Here is a 17,526-nt window from a genome sequence, read left to right as displayed (position 1 = left end):
TCAATCTGCTTTTAAATTTTCAAAACAAGTGTCGGCTTGCTGCATCGCTTGATCAACGGTTTCAGCCAGAACATTGAAGTGTCCCATTTTGCGACCAGGTCGTGCTTCTTGTTTACCATATAAATGCAGTTTGATATTTGTTTCTGATAGTAAGGTTTCCCAGTGAGGCTGACTGTTACCCCATACATCACCTAATAAGTTCACCATAACGACCGGGGTGATCAGATCACAATCTCCAGCAGGTAAGCCGCATAACATACGAACTTGCTGTTCAAATTGTGATGTGTGGCAGGCATCAAGTGTGTAATGCCCTGAATTATGAGGGCGGGGCGCTATTTCATTAGCAATGATTTCGCCTGATTGACTGACAAAAAACTCTACAGCCATCGTGCCTACGTAACCTAGCCCTTTAGCAATATCATTAGCCATTTGAATAGCCTTTTGCGCTTGTTCCGCATGGACTGAAGTTGGGACCGATGTTGTATGCAAAATACCATTCACATGGATATTTTCTGCAACAGGAAAATTAATAATGGTGCCGGTTTGACTTCTGGCCAGAACAACGGAGATTTCTTTATCCAAATCAATTCGTTGTTCTAAAACACACTCTTTTTCACCTAATGCTTCAAATCCGGCGTAAACATCTTCAATCGTTTTGCAAGGGATTTGGCCTTTGCCATCGTAACCAAAGGTCGCTACTTTAAGGATAGCTGGAAAACCAATGACTTTTTCAGCTTCTGCGATATCTTGTTGCTGACGGATAGCGAAAAAAGGCGCTGTTTGAATGCCGAGAGAGGCGATGAAGTTTTTCTCAACATTACGGTTTTGTGTTGAAGCCAAGGCTTTGGATGATGGATGAACAATAGTTTTTTGCTCAAGAAAAGCTAATGTCTGCGCAGGAATGTTCTCAAATTCAGTAGTGATGGCAGCACACAGCTTTGCCATATCATCTAATGCTTTTTCATCATCGTAAGCAGCACAGATATGCTGATCAGCAATAACACCAGCTGGACTTTGTGGATCAGGATCGAGAACCACAACTTTATACCCCATGATTTGAGCAGCAGAGGTAAACATGCGGCCAAGTTGACCTCCACCCAGCATACCTAATGTTGAACCGGGTAAAATCTGTGTATTCATCATTGACCTCTATATTAATGTTAGCGAGTCGAAAATAAGCGTTGTATTTAATTATCGGTAATTAGCGCTTGAGATTGATTAAAAAATAATCAACAGGCTTTGTTTATCCATGTACTATTGAGGGGGTAGGGTCATCTCAACAACGGTTTGGTGTTGTTTTTTGCGAAACGCATCCAGTTTCGCTGCCAGATGAGCATCATTCACGGCGAGTTGGGCGATAGCAAACAATGCCGCGTTAGCTGCGCCAGCTTCACCAATCGCAAATGTGGCGACGGGAACGCCTTTAGGCATCTGTACGATCGATAACAGTGAGTCTTGACCTTTAAGATACTTGGATGGGACTGGAACACCTAAAACAGGAACGATAGTACTAGCTGCAAGCATACCAGGTAAGTGCGCTGCGCCACCTGCACCTGCTATAATGCAAGCAAGTCCCCGCTGTTGGGCCGTTTCTGCGTATTCCGTCAATAAGTCTGGCGTGCGATGAGCCGAAACAACTTTGGCTTCATAGCTGATGCCAAATGCTTCTAGTTGCTCAACTGCTTTTTGCATAACGGGCCAGTCACTGTTGCTGCCCATGACGACACCGATTAAGGGTTTGTCCATGATCGTTCCGTTGTTCTCGTCAAAAACAGTGCATTTTAGCTATTTTATTGAAAATAGGAAAATTTAACGCTCATATTTTGCCAAGGAAGGTATCGTAATAATTGAATGGCAAGGTATCCATCGTTATAATAGATGATCCTTTCTGCCGTATTTGGTCAACGCTCCTCGAAGATGATTTCCGAATACCGCCGGGCTATCCGACGGGTGAGCAGTGACGGCGCTAACTAATATGAAGGTACGTGACGTGAGTCAGCCAACAGAAATGAATCAAGGTCTCTATAGACCGCAATTTGAACGTGATAACTGTGGTTTTGGCCTAATCGCCCAGATGGACGATAAAGCTAGTCATTGGTTAATCGAAACAGCAATTGAAGCCTTAGGCAATCTTACCCATCGCGGCGCTATTGGTGCTGACGGAAAAACGGGGGATGGCTGTGGTTTACTGCTGAAGAAGCCAGATAGCTTTTTCAAAGCCATTGCAGAAGAGCTCGGCTATAACTTATCTGCTTTATATGCAGTGGGTATGGTTTTTCTTTCGCAAGATGAAGCGAAAGCGGAATTTGCGCAAAAAGCTGTTGCTCAGAACTTAGCTAAGCAGGGATTAGAGGTTCTTGGCTGGCGAGATGTGCCAGTAGATCCTGAATCAGCCTGTGGCCAACAAGCATTGACGTCACTGCCGGTGATGCGTCAGGTTTTTGTAAATGCTGGCGAAGGCATGTCTGAAGCTGATTTTGAGCGTCAACTCTACATTGCTCGTCGTCTTGCTGAAAAAGCCGTGACCGATGACAGCGACTTCTATATCCCGACTTTGTCTTCGCATGTTGTCTCGTACAAAGGTCTGGTGATGCCGTCGTACCTGCCGGTATTTTATAAAGATTTGAATGACAAACGCATGGAAACATCCGTGGCTGTTTTCCATCAACGTTTTTCAACCAATACCTGGCCGCAATGGCGACTTGCTCAACCTTTCCGTTACCTTGCTCACAATGGTGAAATCAACACGGTTCAGGGTAACCGTAACTGGGCTCTGGCACGTGGTGCCAAGTTTGCCACTTCTCTGATTGAAAATATGGATGACATTCGTCCATTAGTTGGCACTTCAGGCTCAGATTCATCCAGTATGGATAATATGCTGGAAGCTTTATTAGCGGGCGGTGTGAGTCTATTTCGTGCGATGCGTTTGATCATTCCACCTGCATGGCAAAATGATCCAACCATGGATGCTGATTTAAAAGCATTTTATGACTACAACTCTATGCACATGGAGCCATGGGATGGTCCTGCTGGTGTAGTAACTACTGACGGTCGTTATGCCGCCTGTACCTTGGATAGAAATGGCCTGCGTCCAGCGCGTTACATCATCACTAAAGATCGTCATATCACACTGGCTTCAGAAGTCGGTGTTTACAAATATGAACCAGAAGATGTTATTGCTAAAGGCCGTTTGAAACCTGGGCAAATGCTCGCTGTTGACACACAAACAGGTGAGTTATTGATGCCGGAAGACATCGATAACATGCTGAAAACTGCTCAGCCATATCGTCAATGGTTAGAAAATAACCTGCAAAGATTGTCTGATGCGGCTGATGATGAAACTGGTCCAACACTTGAAGGTGATGAATATCAGGTTTATGAAAAGTTATTCAATATCACGTTTGAAGAGCGAGATCAGGTCATCCGTGTTTTAGGTGAAGTCGGCCAGGAAGCGATTGGTTCAATGGGCGACGATACTCCGTTCCCTGTTTTATCCAAACAAGTCCGTTCGGTTTATGACTACTTCCGCCAACAGTTCGCGCAAGTTACCAATCCACCGATCGATCCACTTCGCGAAAATATTGTGATGTCACTGGAAACGTGTTTCGGTGAAGAACGCAATATGTTTGAAGAAGGTGAAGATCATGCACAGCGTGTTGTGGTTGATTCACCTGTATTGTCTGAGAGCCAGTTCCGCCAGTTATTGGCAATGGGTAAAGACAATGCTGAATACGAGTCAATCATCCTATCCTTGAACTATGATCCTGCTGTCGGTCTTGAAGCCGCTATAGATGCGCTTTGTGATAAAGCGATTAAAGCTGTTGCTGACGGTACAGTGGTGATTGTGCTGAGTGATCGTGATATTGCCAAGGATAAATTGCCAATTCATGCTTTATTAGCAACGGGTGCAGTGCATCAGCGTCTGATTCAAGCTGGTTTACGTTGTGACGCTAATGTCATTGTAGAAACGGCTACAGCACGAGACCCGCATCATTTCGGTACTCTATTAGGCTATGGTGCGACGGCGATTTATCCATACCTTGCCTACGCTTGCCTCAACGACATGATTCACACCAATGAAATTAGAGACTTGGATCGTGCAGAATTGTGTCGCCGTTACCGTAAAGGTATCAATAAAGGCTTATTTAAAATTACGTCAAAAATGGGTATTTCTACGATTGCCAGTTATCGTGGCGCCCAGTTATTTGAAGTGGTTGGTTTAAACGACAGTATCGTTGATAAATGCTTTACAGCCACCACTAGTCGCGTCAGTGGTTCGACTTTCGCTGACCTTCAATCAGATGATGAAAAACTGGCAAAACTGGCTTGGAATCAACGTAAAAAACGTGGTCAAGGCGGTTTGCTCAAGTTTATTCATGGTGGTGAGTATCACGCCTACAATCCAGACGTTATTGCGACCTTACAGAAAGCGGTTCAAGGTGGTAATTACGATGATTATAAAGCCTATGCCGAACTGGTTAATGATCGGTCACCAATGGTGTTACGCGACTTAATGAAGGTCAAACTGGCTGATAAGCCACTTGAATTGAACCAGGTTGAAGATATCAGCAATATTCTGAAACGATTTGATAGTGCGGGTATGTCATTGGGTGCATTATCTCCAGAAGCGCATGAAGCCCTTGCTGTGGCAATGAACAGACTGGGTGGCCGTTCAAATTCTGGTGAAGGTGGTGAAGATCCGGATCGTTTTGGTAATGAACGCGTTTCAAAAATCAAACAGATTGCTTCAGGTCGCTTTGGTGTAACGCCTCACTACCTGGTTAATGCAGAAGTGCTGCAGATCAAAGTAGCGCAAGGTGCTAAACCTGGTGAAGGTGGACAGTTGCCGGGTGGTAAAGTTAATCAAATGATTGCCACATTACGTCACTCAGTGCCGGGGGTGACATTGATTTCACCGCCACCGCATCATGATATTTATTCAATTGAAGATCTTGCGCAATTGATTTTTGACTTAAAACAGGTCAATCCAGATGCACTGGTCTCTGTGAAGCTTGTATCACAGGCGGGTGTGGGAACAGTCGCTGCTGGTGTGGCCAAGGCATATGCTGACCTGATTACTATTTCTGGTTATGACGGTGGTACTGGCGCAAGCCCACTGACCTCAGTGAAATACGCTGGTGGACCTTGGGAATTAGGTCTGAGTGAAGCACATCAGACATTGCGTGCTAATGACCTTCGTGACAAAGTCCGTTTGCAAACAGACGGTGGTCTGAAAACTGGTCTGGATGTGATTAAAGCGGCGATTTTAGGTGCTGAAAGCTTTGGCTTTGGTACAGGACCAATGGTGGCGCTGGGTTGTAAATACTTACGAATCTGTCACTTGAATAACTGTGCAACGGGTGTTGCAACACAAAATGAGAAGTTGCGTACACAGCACTTTATTGGCTTACCACAAATGGTAATGAACTACTTCCAGTTTGTTGCTCGTGAAACACAAGAGTGGTTAGCTAAATTAGGTGTAGTAAGTTTACAGGACTTAATTGGTCGTACTGACTTACTGGAGTTATTACCGGGTGAGACAAGCAAACAACATAGCCTGAATCTGGCTCCGTTGTTGTCATCTGCAGGTGTACCGGCTGATAAACCGCAGTTCTGTCTAGAGCCTAAAAATGAACCTTATGATAAAGGTGAACTGGCTGAACAAATGGTGGCGGATATTAAAGAAACCATTGTTAATAAAACAGGCGGTGAGTTTAGCTACCAGGTACGTAATGTTAATCGTTCTATCGGTGCGCGCTTATCGGGTGAAATTGCCAAGCTTTATGGCAACTATGGTATGGCTGATAAACCTATCCGTCTGAAATTGACTGGTTCTGCAGGTCAAAGCTTCGGTGTATTCAACGCCGGTGGTCTTGAAATGTATCTGGAAGGTGACGCCAATGACTACGTTGGTAAAGGTATGGCTGACGGTAAGATTGTCATTTATCCTTCGCCTGAAAGTGAGTTTGAAACACAGGAAGCCAGCATCATTGGTAACACCTGTCTGTATGGTGCGACAGGTGGAGCGCTGTATGCTGCGGGTCGTGCTGGTGAGCGTTTTGCTGTTCGTAACTCAGGCGCCACGGCCATAGTAGAAGGGGTTGGTGACCACGGTTGTGAGTACATGACTGGCGGTGTTGTCGCTGTATTAGGCGAAACAGGACTGAACTTTGGTGCTGGTATGACAGGTGGTCTCGCATTTGTATTAGATAGTGATAATACGTTTGCTGAGCGTTATAACAAAGAACTAGTCGAGCTAGTTAGAATCGACAGCCCTGAAATGTCAGAGTTATCACTCTATCTCAAAGGTATGATTGAAGATCATGTCCGTGAAACGGGTAGTGTGTGGGGACATCAATTGCTGGATGCGTTTGAACAACGCATTAAAGAATTCTGGTTAGTCAAACCTAAAGCAGCAGCAATCGATGGCTTGTTAAAACTTGCTACTAAAGCGGCATAAGTCCAGAGACTAAGATAATAATTATGGCAAAAAATACATTTCAGTTTTTAGATGTGGGGCGTTTTGACCCAAAGAAGCTTGATGCTGACGTTCGGATCAAACAATTTGGCGAAATTTATGGCAGTTTTGACTCCGATTCTTCAGCAGAACAAGCAGACCGCTGTTTAGAGTGTGGTAATCCTTACTGTGAATGGAAATGTCCTGTTCACAACTATATTCCTAACTGGTTGAAATTGGTTAGTGAAGGCAATTTAGAAGAAGCTGCTGAGCTATCTCATGCGACTAACACCTTGCCGGAGATCTGCGGCAGGGTATGTCCGCAAGACCGTCTGTGCGAAGGTGCATGTACATTAAATGATGGTTTTGGTGCGGTGACTATCGGTTCTGTAGAAAAATACATCACCGATACTGCGCTTGAGCAAGGCTGGCGTCCAGATATGTCTAATGTGACAGATACTGGTAAGCGTGTTGCCGTCATCGGTGCTGGCCCAGCTGGTTTGGGGGCTGCTGACGTACTGGTACGTAATGGTGTCAAACCCGTTGTGTTTGACCGTTACCCAGAAATCGGTGGTTTGCTGACCTTTGGTATTCCAGAGTTTAAGTTGGAAAAGCAAGTTGTGAAGCGTCGCCGTGAAGTACTCGAAGGCATGGGCGTTGAATTCCGCTTAAACACAGAAGTCGGTAAAGATGTTGATTTTCAATCCTTAATTGATGAATACGATGCCGTATTCCTGGGAATGGGAACATATACCTACATGAAAGGCGGTTTTCCAGGGGAAGACTTGCCCGGCGTTTACGAAGCACTGCCTTTCTTAGTCGCGAACAATAAGCACCTGTTAGGTCTTCCTTCCGATGACTATGTATCAATGGAAGGCAAACGTGTGGTTGTATTAGGTGGTGGTGATACAGCGATGGACTGTAACCGTACCTCTATCCGTCAAGATGCTGCCAGTGTGACTTGTGCCTACCGTCGTGACGAAGAAAATATGCCGGGTTCACGCCGAGAAGTAAACAATGCACGTGAAGAAGGCGTTCAGTTTTTATGGAATCGTCAGCCGGTAGAAATTGTTGGTAATGGTAAAGTAGAAGGCGTAAAAGTTGTTACAACTGCTTTAGGCGAAGCTGATGAACGTGGTCGTCGTCGTCCTGAACCCGTGCCTGGTAGTGAAGAAATTATTCCTGCTGATGCCGTTGTTATTGCGTTTGGCTTCCGTCCAAGCCCGGCACCATGGTTTGAGAAATTTAATATTTCGATTGATGACGGCGGCCGTGTTGTGGCACCGGCTGAAGCAGCCATTAAGTACCAAACAACTAACCCAAAGATTTTTGCCGGTGGTGATATGGTACGTGGATCTGATCTGGTTGTTACTGCGGTGTGGGAAGGTCGACAGGCAGCAGAAGGTATTCTGGATTTCTTAGACGTATAATCACTGATCTACATCATTAAACAATAAAGCTTTTTCATACAGGGATAGGGCTTCCTGTATGATGAAGCCTTTTTTATATCTATCATTCTTAAAAACAGGTCCAGCTATTCAGGAGTCAATTGTGAGCAGTCTAAAAAACGATCGTTATCTCAGGGCATTACTAAAGCAACCGGTAGACAAAACCCCGGTCTGGGTCATGCGTCAGGCGGGTCGTTATTTGCCTGAATACTGTGAAGTCAGACAAAAAGCGGGCAATTTTATGACGCTTTGTTCTACCCCTGAATTGGCTTGTGAAGTTACCTTACAACCACTTAGACGCTATGACCTTGATGCCGCTATCATCTTTTCAGATATCTTAACTGTACCTGACGCGATGGGTCTAGGACTGCATTTTGTCACGGGTGAAGGGCCAAAGTTTTCTAAAACAATTCAAAATGCACAGGATATAGCTAATCTTGCAGTACCTGATATGGAAGATTCTCTTGGCTATGTGATGGATGCGATACGTCTGACCAGAAAAGAACTCGATGGCAAAGTACCACTTATCGGTTTTAGTGGCAGCCCTTGGACTCTGGCGTGTTATATGGTGGAAGGTGGAAGCAGTAAAGACTTTGCAAAAGTAAAAGGCATGATGTTTGATGCACCAGATCAAATGCATGCTTTACTAAATGTATTGGCTGAGTCGGTTATTGACTATTTAAACGCTCAAATTAAAGCGGGTGCTCAAGCTATTATGTTATTTGATACCTGGGGCGGCACATTAAGTCCTGAGAATTACAAAGCATTCTCATTAGCTTATATGGACAAAATCGTTAATGGTTTGATTAAAGAATCTGAAGGGCGAGAAGTTCCTGTGACCCTGTTTACCAAAGGTGGTGGCCAATGGCTGGAATGGATGGCTGAGACCGGTGTGAATGGATTAGGACTGGATTGGACGACAGATATTCGTTCAGCAAGACAGCGTGTCGGTGATAAGGTGACGTTACAAGGCAATATGGACCCATGCGTTTTATATGCATCACCCGATCGTGTTGAACAAGAAGTGAGTACGATTCTTGAAGCTTATGGTAACGGAACAGGCCATGTATTTAACCTTGGTCATGGTATTCACCCATCGGTGAACCCAGAGAATATGGCAAGACTCGTTGATTCTGTACATCGATTAAGTGAAAAGTACCATCAGTAGCTATTATTGATATCACAAAAATAAAAAAGGGCAAGTAATGAATACTTGCCCTTTTTATTTATTGAGTTTGCCTAAGTGGCTTATTTGCCAGTGTTAGTAAACTCTGGGTACGCTTCCATACCACATTCAACGTAGTCAACGCCTTCGTACTCTTCTTCTTCAGAGACACGCAGACCCATCACAGCTTTTAGGATACCCCAGACGATCAAGCTGGTAACAAATACCCAGACAAAGATAGTTGCTGCACCAATCAACTGACCAGAGAATGAAGCATCACTGTTTGTTAAAGGCACTGCTAACAGACCCCACAGACCAACGGTACCGTGAACAGAGATCGCACCAACAGGATCGTCGATTTTCAGTTTGTCTAAGAAGACGATTGAGAAGACAACGATGATACCGCCGATAGCACCGATGATAGTCGCCATTAATGGTGATGGAGTATCAGGACCTGCAGTGATAGCAACAAGACCTGCTAATGCACCATTAAGAATCATAGTTAAGTCGGCTTTACCGAACATGATTTTAGCCACAATAAGGGCAGCGATAACACCACCAGCTGCAGCAGCATTGGTATTCAGGAATACCATGGCAACAGAGTTGGCACTGGCAATATCACCTAGTTTTAAAACTGAACCACCGTTAAAGCCGAACCAACCCATCCATAAAATGAATGTACCTAATGTTGCCATTGGTAAGTTAGCACCTGGAATTGGGTTAATTTCGCCGTTAGGGCCGTATTTGCCTTTACGAGCACCAAGTAACAATACACCTGCAAGAGCTGCAGCAGCACCAGCCATATGCACGATACCTGAACCGGCAAAGTCTAAGAAACCAAGGTCACCAAGGTTGTACATACCTAAGACATCGTTACCACCCCATGTCCAAGAACCTTCCATTGGGTAGATAAACGCAGTCATGACGATCGCAAAGCCAGCAAATGCCCACAGCTTCATACGTTCAGCAACCGCACCAGAGACGATAGACATCGCAGTTGCAACGAAAACAACTTGGAAGAAAAAGTCTGAAGCAGCTGAGTAAACAGAACCACCATCAAAACCATTTTCAGCAGAAGATGCCAAGGCATCTGCAACTAATGTGTCACCGCCATCAATCCCAGCAAGGAAGATACCGCCGCCGTACATGATGTCATAACCAATAACCAGATAAGCTGTGCAGGCAATAGCAAACAACATCACGTTTTTGGTTAAGATTTCAGTCGTATTTTTTGCGCGAACCAGACCGGCTTCTAACATTGAGAAACCAGCGGCCATCCACATGACAAGAGCACCCATTACTAAGAAGTAAAAGGTATCCATGGCATATTGGAGTTCGAAAATTTGATTTTCCATATTATTTTCTCCCCAAGCTTACAGTGCATCAGGACCGGTTTCGCCTGTGCGAATACGGACCACTTGCTCTAATGGATAAACAAAGATTTTACCGTCACCAATTTTGCCAGTGTTGGCGCCTTTGATAATGGCTTCAATCACTTGTTCGACGATATCGTCATCGACGGCGATTTCCAATTTCAACTTAGGTAAGAAATCAACGACATACTCAGCACCACGATAAAGTTCGGTGTGGCCTTTTTGACGTCCAAAACCTTTTACCTCTGAAACGGTTAATCCTTGTACACCGATTTCTGAGAGAGACTCTCTGACATCATCAAGCTTGAAGGGCTTAATAATTGCTACAACTTGTTTCATAAGCGTATTTCCTTCTGTAGAAAATCTACCCCCTCAACATCGAGGGGGTAGCTGTGAGAAGTTTAGAATGATGCGCTAACGCTAGCTACGAAGCGATCGTCAGATGTTCCATCACCTAATTCAAAGTCTTCACCATCGCTGTTTGTACCAACATAAGCTACAGACCAGTCAAGACCAATAAATGATTTTGATAATCCGATTGTGTAGTCCATGTAGCTGTCAGATAAAGTGCTGTCATAATCATTACGATCAGAGTCAGTGTAACCAATTGCAGCATTTAAGCCGAAGCCGTATGGAAGTTCATAATCAAACGCAAGGTTGTAGTAGATTTCATCAGCATCTTTACCATCACCACCTTGAATATTGTTTGTGTAACCAATCATTGCAGTGAAGTAGCTGTATGAAAGAGAACCTAAGTATTCTGTGTAATCAAGTTCGTCATTACTATTTTGACCAGGATAAGTGTAACGAAGAACTGATACATCGTAGCCAATACCAGTGTCACCAAACTCATTAGCGAAACCAGCATAAAGGTCAATTTCAATATTGCTATCAGCACTGTCACTGATATTTGATGCCCAAGTACCAGCATACAGACCTGATGAGTGTGCGTAATCAAAACTACCTTGGATAGCTGGATCTTCGTCTGTTAATGAAATACCACGGAAAATGTAGTCTGTTGTTAATGTAACGCTAGCACTGGTTGAGTGCTGACCGTCTTCACTTTCCCAAGCCATTGCTGATGATGCAGCAAATAATGATGTCGCTGCTAGTGTAAGAGCCGAAATTGTACGTAATTTCATTATGGTGTTACTCCTCGGTTTTAAAATGTTTATTAGTCTTTTTTGAATCCATGCGTTGGTCTTTTGCAACACTTTGTATTCAGACTACAACAACAAGAGCAGAATGTGTGCCAACTTTACAAATTTTATATAAAACAGAGATATAGATGGTCAACGGATAGCATTAACCAGATGATTGTGATCAATTTGGTGCGATAAATTTGACGCTTTGTCCAAAATGGTGCAGATAAGATTTTATCTTTCGCGTTAAATGCACTGAATTGGTATGATTGCTGTACTTTATATAGAGTGACACAGATGACGTATCCCCAAATTGATCCTATCGCCTTAAGCATTGGCCCTCTGCACATTCATTGGTATGGGTTGATGTATCTATTTGGTTTTTTGTTTGTGTGGTTGCTAGGTCTTTACCGTGTAAATAAAACAGACTGGACCCGACAACAATTAGAAGACTTACTTTTTTATGGTGCGGTCGGTGTCATTATTGGTGGTCGTTTAGGCTATGCCATTTTTTATGACTTGCAGACTAACCTGGAAAACCCACTGAATCTATTCAAAATCTGGCAGGGCGGTATGTCGTTCCATGGTGGTTTACTGGGTGTGCTGACAGCTTTTTGGTGGTTTGGTAGAAAAACCGGGAAATCTTTTTTTGAGATCAGTGATTTTATTGCACCGATGGTACCGATCGGTTTGATGTTCGGTCGCATTGGTAACTTTATTAATGGTGAATTATGGGGAAAAGTCAGTGATGTACCCTGGGCCATGATTTTTCCAGGTGCAGGGCCATTACCAAGACATCCTTCACAGCTTTATGAAGCGGCATTAGAAGGTGTCTTGTTGTTTATCATTTTATGGTGGTTCTCTTCTAAACCGAGACCGAAAGCGGCGGTTTCTGGTTTGTTCTTGCTGGGATATGGATTTTTCCGCTTTATCATCGAGTTTGTTCGTATTCCTGATGCTCAGTATGGCTATTTAGCGTTTGACTGGTTAACGATGGGCCAAATTCTCTGTTTACCGATGATTGTGTTTGGCATCTTATTAATGGTGGCATCTTATAGAATGGGTGCTAAAGCAAAATAGTCAGCCAGGTAGCAGTAGCAATCAAGATGGTCATTAACACAGCAAAAGAACCATAGTCTTTAGCTCGGCCAGATAATTTGTGTTTATCTGTACTGACACGATCAACAACAGTTTCAATGGCCGAGTTCAATACTTCAACGATCATCACTAAAACAACACTGGAAATCATCAGTAACCGTTCGACCGCTGTGACATCAAGATAAAAGCTGATAGCGGTTAAAAAAACAAACGCAAAAAACTCCTGACGAAAGGCCTCTTCGTGTTTCAAGGCTGAGATGAGACCTTGCCATGAGTAGACCAGAGCGAAGAGTAAGCGCTTAATGCCACGGTTTTTTTCCATAATGTCCTCAGTGGTTTGTAAGATAAACGTTTGAATTATAGGCAAACATTATTAACAGCATGTTAAAATTACCCTCTTTATTTTTTAGATTGTTGGTGTGATATGAGTTTCCAGGATCATTACGAGGTCATCGTTGTTGGCGGTGGTCATGCCGGGACTGAAGCGGCTTTAGCGTCTGCACGTCAAGGTGTGAAGACACTACTATTGACGCAAAACATCGAGACACTGGGGCAAATGAGTTGTAATCCAGCAATCGGTGGCATTGGTAAAGGTCATCTGGTCAAAGAAATTGATGCCATGGGCGGGATTATGGCAAAAGCCGCTGACAGAGCGGGTATTCAATTTCGTACATTGAACTCCAGCAAGGGGCCAGCAGTAAGAGCGACACGTGCTCAGGCCGATCGTATTCGTTATAAAGCGGCAGTGCGGGCTTACCTGGAAAATCAACCCAACCTATATATATTCCAGCAACCAGTCGATGATCTTGTTGTGGAAAATGATCGAGTTGTTGGTGTCGTGACACAAGCGGGTTTACGTTTCTCAGCTAAAGCCGTTGTGTTAACGGTGGGTACCTTCCTTGGCGGTTTAATTCATATTGGCTTACAACATCATCAAGGTGGTCGCGCTGGCGATCCTGCTTCTATTGCTTTATCCCAACGCCTGCGTGCTTTACCTTTTAGAGTTGATCGCTTAAAAACCGGTACACCACCACGTATTGATATCAACAGTATTAATTTCTCAGAACTGACCGAGCAACCCGGTGATACACCGACCCCTGTTTTTTCTTTCTTAGGTAAAACTGAGCATCATCCTCGCCAAATCTCGTGCTTTATTACTCACACCAATGAGCGAACTCATGATGTGATCAGAAATAATCTGGACCGCTCCCCGATGTATAGCGGTGAAATTGAAGGTATTGGTCCACGTTACTGTCCTTCAATTGAAGATAAAGTCGTTCGTTTTGCTGATCGTCAGTCCCATCAGATTTTCCTGGAGCCAGAAGGTCTGGAATGTGGTGAAGTCTATCCCAACGGCATATCAACAAGCCTGCCGTTTGATGTGCAATATGAAATTGTCCGTTCTATGAAAGGTTTGGAAAATGCGCACATTACCAGACCAGGTTATGCGATTGAGTATGACTTTTTTGATCCACGTGATCTGCATCCCTGGTTAGAAACCAAACACATGGCTGGATTATTTTTTGCTGGTCAGATTAATGGTACAACGGGTTATGAAGAAGCTGGGGCACAAGGTCTGATTGCTGGTCTCAATGCGGGTTTACAAGCGCGTGGTGAAGAACAGTGGTATCCGCGTCGTGATGAAGCCTATATGGGCGTACTTATTGATGATTTAATTACCTCTGGTACCCGCGAGCCATATCGCATGTTCACCAGCCGCGCTGAATATCGTTTAATGCTTCGCGAAGACAATGCGGATATTCGCCTGACACCAATTGCCCGTCAACTTGGGTTGGTAGATGACGAGCGCTGGGCGGTATTCAATGAGAAGCAGGATGCTGTCGCCAAAGAAAATGCCCGTCTGGACAGTTACAAGTTTGTACCGGAAAAAGTGGATCAAGAAAGAGCTGAACAAGTCTTAGGTGAGAAACTGAATAAAGTTGCTTCAGCAAAAGAATTACTGCGACGCCCGAAAGTTGATTATGCAGGACTGCTTGATTTGATGGGTGAAGAGCAAGATATTGCTGATGATGTGGCTGAGCAGGTGGTGATTCAGGCTAAATATTCGGGTTACATTGATCGTCAGCAAAATGAGATCGAACGTTTGCAACGCCATGAGAACACAGAATTGCCACTGGATATGGACTATAAAAACGTTCGTGGTTTGTCTAATGAAGTTCGTGAGAAACTAGAACAGGCAAGGCCAGGAAATTTAGGTCAGGCTGCACGAATTTCAGGTGTGACGCCCGCCGCCGTCTCACTATTATTAGTGCATTTAAAGCGTAGCGGAATGAGCGAAGCGAGTTAATGCTTGAGCAAAGTCTATTAAACCAGTTAAAGCGTGGATGTGAGTTACTTGGGCTAACGTTAGCCGACGAACAATGCCAGAAACTTGTCGCTTACGTGATGTTGTTACATAAATGGAACAAGGTATACAACCTGACATCCATTCGCGAGCCTGAGCAAATGATGGCCCGTCATATTATCGATAGTCTCTCAGTATTGCCCTATATCACATCAATATCATTATTAGATGTAGGTACCGGTGGAGGCTTACCTGGTGTGCCCGTTGCTATCTGCCAACCGCAAACGCGGGTCACCTTACTTGATAGTAACTCAAAAAAAACGCGTTTTTTACAACAAGTCAAAGCAGAACTTGCCTTAGATAATGTCACGGTTGTGCATGGGCGTGTAGAACAGGTATCTTTACCTAAATTTGCTATTATCACGGCTCGGGCATTTGCCAGTATTGATGACATCATTCAGCTTGCCGGTTGTCATTGTGAGGAGGGTGGCAAATTAGTGCTGATGAAAGGCACTTACCCAGAAGAAGAATTAGCATTTGAATCTACAGACTTTCATTTGCACGATGTCATATCTTTAAACGTGCCTGAGTGTGATGGTGAAAGACATTTAGTAAGACTTATCAAGGACTAAGACTAAGTATGGGCGATATCTTTGCGGTGACCAACCAGAAAGGGGGAGTGGGTAAAACGACCACAACAGTTAATCTGGCAGCGTCACTGGCCGATTATGGTAAAAAAGTCTTGCTCATTGATCTTGACCCGCAGGGAAATGCGACAACAGGATGCGGGCTGGATAAAAATCAGATAGAAAACAGCAGTTATGAAGTGATTATGGCTGAGGCGCGGGCAGTTGATGCCATTATTCGACCCGATGAGATTGGCTTTGATGTCATGCCAACCAACGCTGATTTAACGGCGGCTGAGGTCGAGTTACTGGAGATTAAGCTGCGAGAGCATCGTTTACGTCTTGCGCTTGAGTCAACACGTGATAAATATGATTACATTCTGATTGACTGTCCGCCCTCATTGAGTATGCTTACCGTCAATGCGTTGGTTGCAGCACAGGGTGTTTTGATTCCGATTCAATGCGAATATTATGCACTTGAAGGTTTATCGTCATTACTGAAAACGATTGAACGGGTAAAACAGCGAGCCAACCCCAATCTGGAAGTCACCGGATTATTAAGAACCATGTTTGATGCTCGGAATAATCTTGCCAATGAGGTTTCTCGGCAATTGATTAGCCATTTTGACGCAAAGGTTTTTCACTCGATTATTCCAAGAAACGTCAGGTTAGCTGAAGCGCCGAGTTATGGATTACCTGTATTGAATTATGACCGGGCCTCTAGAGGGTCGATTGCTTACATGGCGCTAGCCAGTGAATTTATGCGACGACAAAAGCAAAGTGCTAAATGACAAGGTTGATAGAGAATGAGTAAAAAAAGAGGTTTGGGACGAGGGCTAGATGCCTTGCTTGCGGATGTTCATCAGGAAGAAAACGCAAATCTAGATGATAGTTTGCAACATTTTCCTCTTGATATGATTCAGCCGGGCAAATATCAGCCACGTATTGATATGTCTCAAGAGTCTCTGGAAGAACTGGCCGACTCTATCCGTGCCCAAGGACTGGTTCAGCCAATTGTTGTTCGCCCTATCGGTGAAGGTAAATATGAAATAGTGGCTGGTGAACGCCGTTGGCGAGCATCCAGAATGGCGGGGCTTGTGGAAGTACCGGTATTAATTCGTGACGTTTCTGACAGAAGTGCCATTGCCATGGCCTTGATTGAAAATATTCAGCGTGAAAACCTCAACCCGATGGAAGAAGCTAATGCCTTATTCCGTTTACGTGAAGAGTTTGAAATGACCCATCAGCAGGCGGCTGAAGCGGTTGGTAAGTCTCGTGCTACGGTGACTAATTTATTGCGACTACGTAATCTGAATGATGATGTTAAACGTATGCTGGAAAATGGCGATATTGAGATGGGCCATGCCCGAGCCTTGCTAGGGCTTGAAGGTACTGTTCAATCAGAAGCGGCTAAGCAAATTGTGGAAAAGGTACTGTCTGTCAGAGAAACAGAACAGCTGATCAGACGCATTCTAAAGCCTTCACCAGAGAAAAAAGCTGAGCCAGCTGTCGTGCAAGCGGATATCGAAGAGCTAGAAAAGCGAATTGTCAATAAGTTAGGCAAAGGAATTAGCATAAAACATCGAGCTAATGGTAAAGGTAAGCTTGTCTTTGATTATGCCAACATTGATGAGTTAAAAAATCTGATGAAGCAGATTGGGGCATAATGGATTTGTTTTCAGAATTTACAGAATAAATGCACAAAAATGAAACTTTGCATTCCTGTGGTGCGTTAACCACGGTTGACGAGCAATAAGTCTTGTTAAATACAACTTCATCCTCAAAAAAAGATTCATATATAAATCCATTGAATCGTAGAGGCTTAAATGTGAGTGTGCGCTTACTTTTTATGGTTTAACTGATCGTTATTAGCTATTTTCAAAGTCTAGAAAATATAACCAGAGATTGGACT

14 protein-coding genes are annotated in these 17,526 nt (G+C 44.0%); 8 read left to right on the top strand and 6 right to left on the bottom strand.

Annotated features, from left to right (window positions below):
* Together MAMP_RS01415 and purE are read right to left on the bottom strand one after the other, a co-directional pair.
* On the bottom strand, positions 1–1,140 hold the full coding sequence (locus MAMP_RS01415) for a 5-(carboxyamino)imidazole ribonucleotide synthase (RefSeq protein ID WP_007144184.1): 1,140 nt from the start codon (positions 1,138–1,140) through the stop codon (positions 1–3).
* A gap of 114 nt (positions 1,141–1,254) precedes the next feature.
* The gene (gene purE / locus MAMP_RS01410) at positions 1,255–1,746 is read right to left on the bottom strand and encodes a 5-(carboxyamino)imidazole ribonucleotide mutase (protein ID WP_007144183.1); all 492 of its coding nucleotides are present in this window, start codon (positions 1,744–1,746) and stop codon (positions 1,255–1,257) included.
* Between the two features lie 229 nt (positions 1,747–1,975).
* Here purE and gltB point away from each other — a divergent pair, with 229 nt between their 5' ends.
* The 3 genes from gltB (at position 1,976) to hemE (ending at position 9,073) form a co-directional block, all read left to right on the top strand.
* Positions 1,976–6,460 (top strand): glutamate synthase large subunit, encoded by a 4,485-nt coding sequence (gltB, locus tag MAMP_RS01405; RefSeq protein ID WP_007144181.1) that lies wholly within the window; start codon positions 1,976–1,978, stop codon positions 6,458–6,460.
* A 23-nt stretch (positions 6,461–6,483) separates the two neighbouring features.
* Positions 6,484–7,887, top strand: coding sequence for an FAD-dependent oxidoreductase (locus tag MAMP_RS01400; protein WP_007144180.1), 1,404 nt, complete (start codon positions 6,484–6,486; stop codon positions 7,885–7,887).
* Between the two features lie 121 nt (positions 7,888–8,008).
* Positions 8,009–9,073 carry a uroporphyrinogen decarboxylase gene (gene hemE, locus MAMP_RS01395; protein WP_040576316.1) on the top strand — a complete coding sequence of 355 codons (1,065 nt, stop codon included), beginning with the start codon at positions 8,009–8,011 and terminating at the stop codon, positions 9,071–9,073.
* Between the two features lie 80 nt (positions 9,074–9,153).
* Here hemE and MAMP_RS01390 read toward each other — a convergent pair whose 3' ends face one another.
* The 3 genes from MAMP_RS01390 to MAMP_RS01380 all read right to left on the bottom strand — a co-directional run bounded on the left by MAMP_RS01390 (position 9,154) and on the right by MAMP_RS01380 (position 11,585).
* Positions 9,154–10,425, bottom strand: coding sequence for an ammonium transporter (locus tag MAMP_RS01390; RefSeq protein ID WP_007144178.1), 1,272 nt, complete (start codon positions 10,423–10,425; stop codon positions 9,154–9,156).
* Between the two features lie 18 nt (positions 10,426–10,443).
* Entirely contained in the window at positions 10,444–10,782 is a 339-nt protein-coding gene (locus MAMP_RS01385; protein WP_007144177.1) for a P-II family nitrogen regulator, read from the bottom strand.
* 62 nt (positions 10,783–10,844) lie between these two features.
* Entirely contained in the window at positions 10,845–11,585 is a 741-nt protein-coding gene (locus MAMP_RS01380; protein WP_007144176.1) for a TorF family putative porin, read from the bottom strand.
* Positions 11,586–11,882: 297 nt separating this feature from the next.
* On the opposite strand from MAMP_RS01380, the gene lgt reads away from it, so the two are divergent.
* The gene (lgt, locus tag MAMP_RS01375; RefSeq protein ID WP_007144175.1) at positions 11,883–12,665 is read left to right on the top strand and encodes a prolipoprotein diacylglyceryl transferase; all 783 of its coding nucleotides are present in this window, start codon (positions 11,883–11,885) and stop codon (positions 12,663–12,665) included.
* Here the strand turns inward: lgt and MAMP_RS01370 are convergent.
* On the bottom strand, positions 12,652–13,005 hold the full coding sequence (locus MAMP_RS01370; RefSeq protein WP_007144174.1) for a diacylglycerol kinase: 354 nt from the start codon (positions 13,003–13,005) through the stop codon (positions 12,652–12,654). The two genes, lgt and MAMP_RS01370, sit on opposite strands and share 14 nt — an antisense overlap.
* 102 nt (positions 13,006–13,107) lie before the next feature.
* Between MAMP_RS01370 and mnmG the strand changes: the two genes are divergently transcribed.
* Genes mnmG through MAMP_RS01350 form a run of 4 tightly spaced genes read left to right on the top strand, consistent with a single transcriptional unit; the run spans position 13,108 to position 17,281 of the window.
* Positions 13,108–14,991: a tRNA uridine-5-carboxymethylaminomethyl(34) synthesis enzyme MnmG gene (gene mnmG / locus MAMP_RS01365; RefSeq protein WP_007144173.1), complete on the top strand. Its 1,884-nt coding sequence runs from the start codon at positions 13,108–13,110 to the stop codon at positions 14,989–14,991.
* Complete coding sequence (gene rsmG, locus MAMP_RS01360) at positions 14,991–15,620, top strand: 16S rRNA (guanine(527)-N(7))-methyltransferase RsmG (protein ID WP_007144172.1); 630 nt, start codon at positions 14,991–14,993, stop codon at positions 15,618–15,620. Before mnmG ends, rsmG begins: the two co-directional genes overlap by 1 nt.
* Before the next feature lie 8 nt (positions 15,621–15,628).
* A complete protein-coding gene (locus MAMP_RS01355; protein WP_007144171.1) occupies positions 15,629–16,405 on the top strand; it encodes a ParA family protein in 777 nt (258 codons plus the stop codon).
* 15 nt (positions 16,406–16,420) lie between these two features.
* Positions 16,421–17,281, top strand: a complete 861-nt coding sequence (locus MAMP_RS01350; protein WP_007144170.1) for a ParB/RepB/Spo0J family partition protein — start codon at positions 16,421–16,423, stop codon at positions 17,279–17,281.
* Positions 17,282–17,526: the final 245 nt, after the last annotated feature.

Origin of the sequence: Methylophaga thalassica MP (genome assembly GCF_000214595.1) — a bacterium.
In the GTDB taxonomy this organism is placed as follows: domain Bacteria; phylum Pseudomonadota; class Gammaproteobacteria; order Nitrosococcales; family Methylophagaceae; genus Methylophaga; species Methylophaga thalassica.
This window is presented reverse-complemented; position numbering and strand designations above follow the sequence as displayed.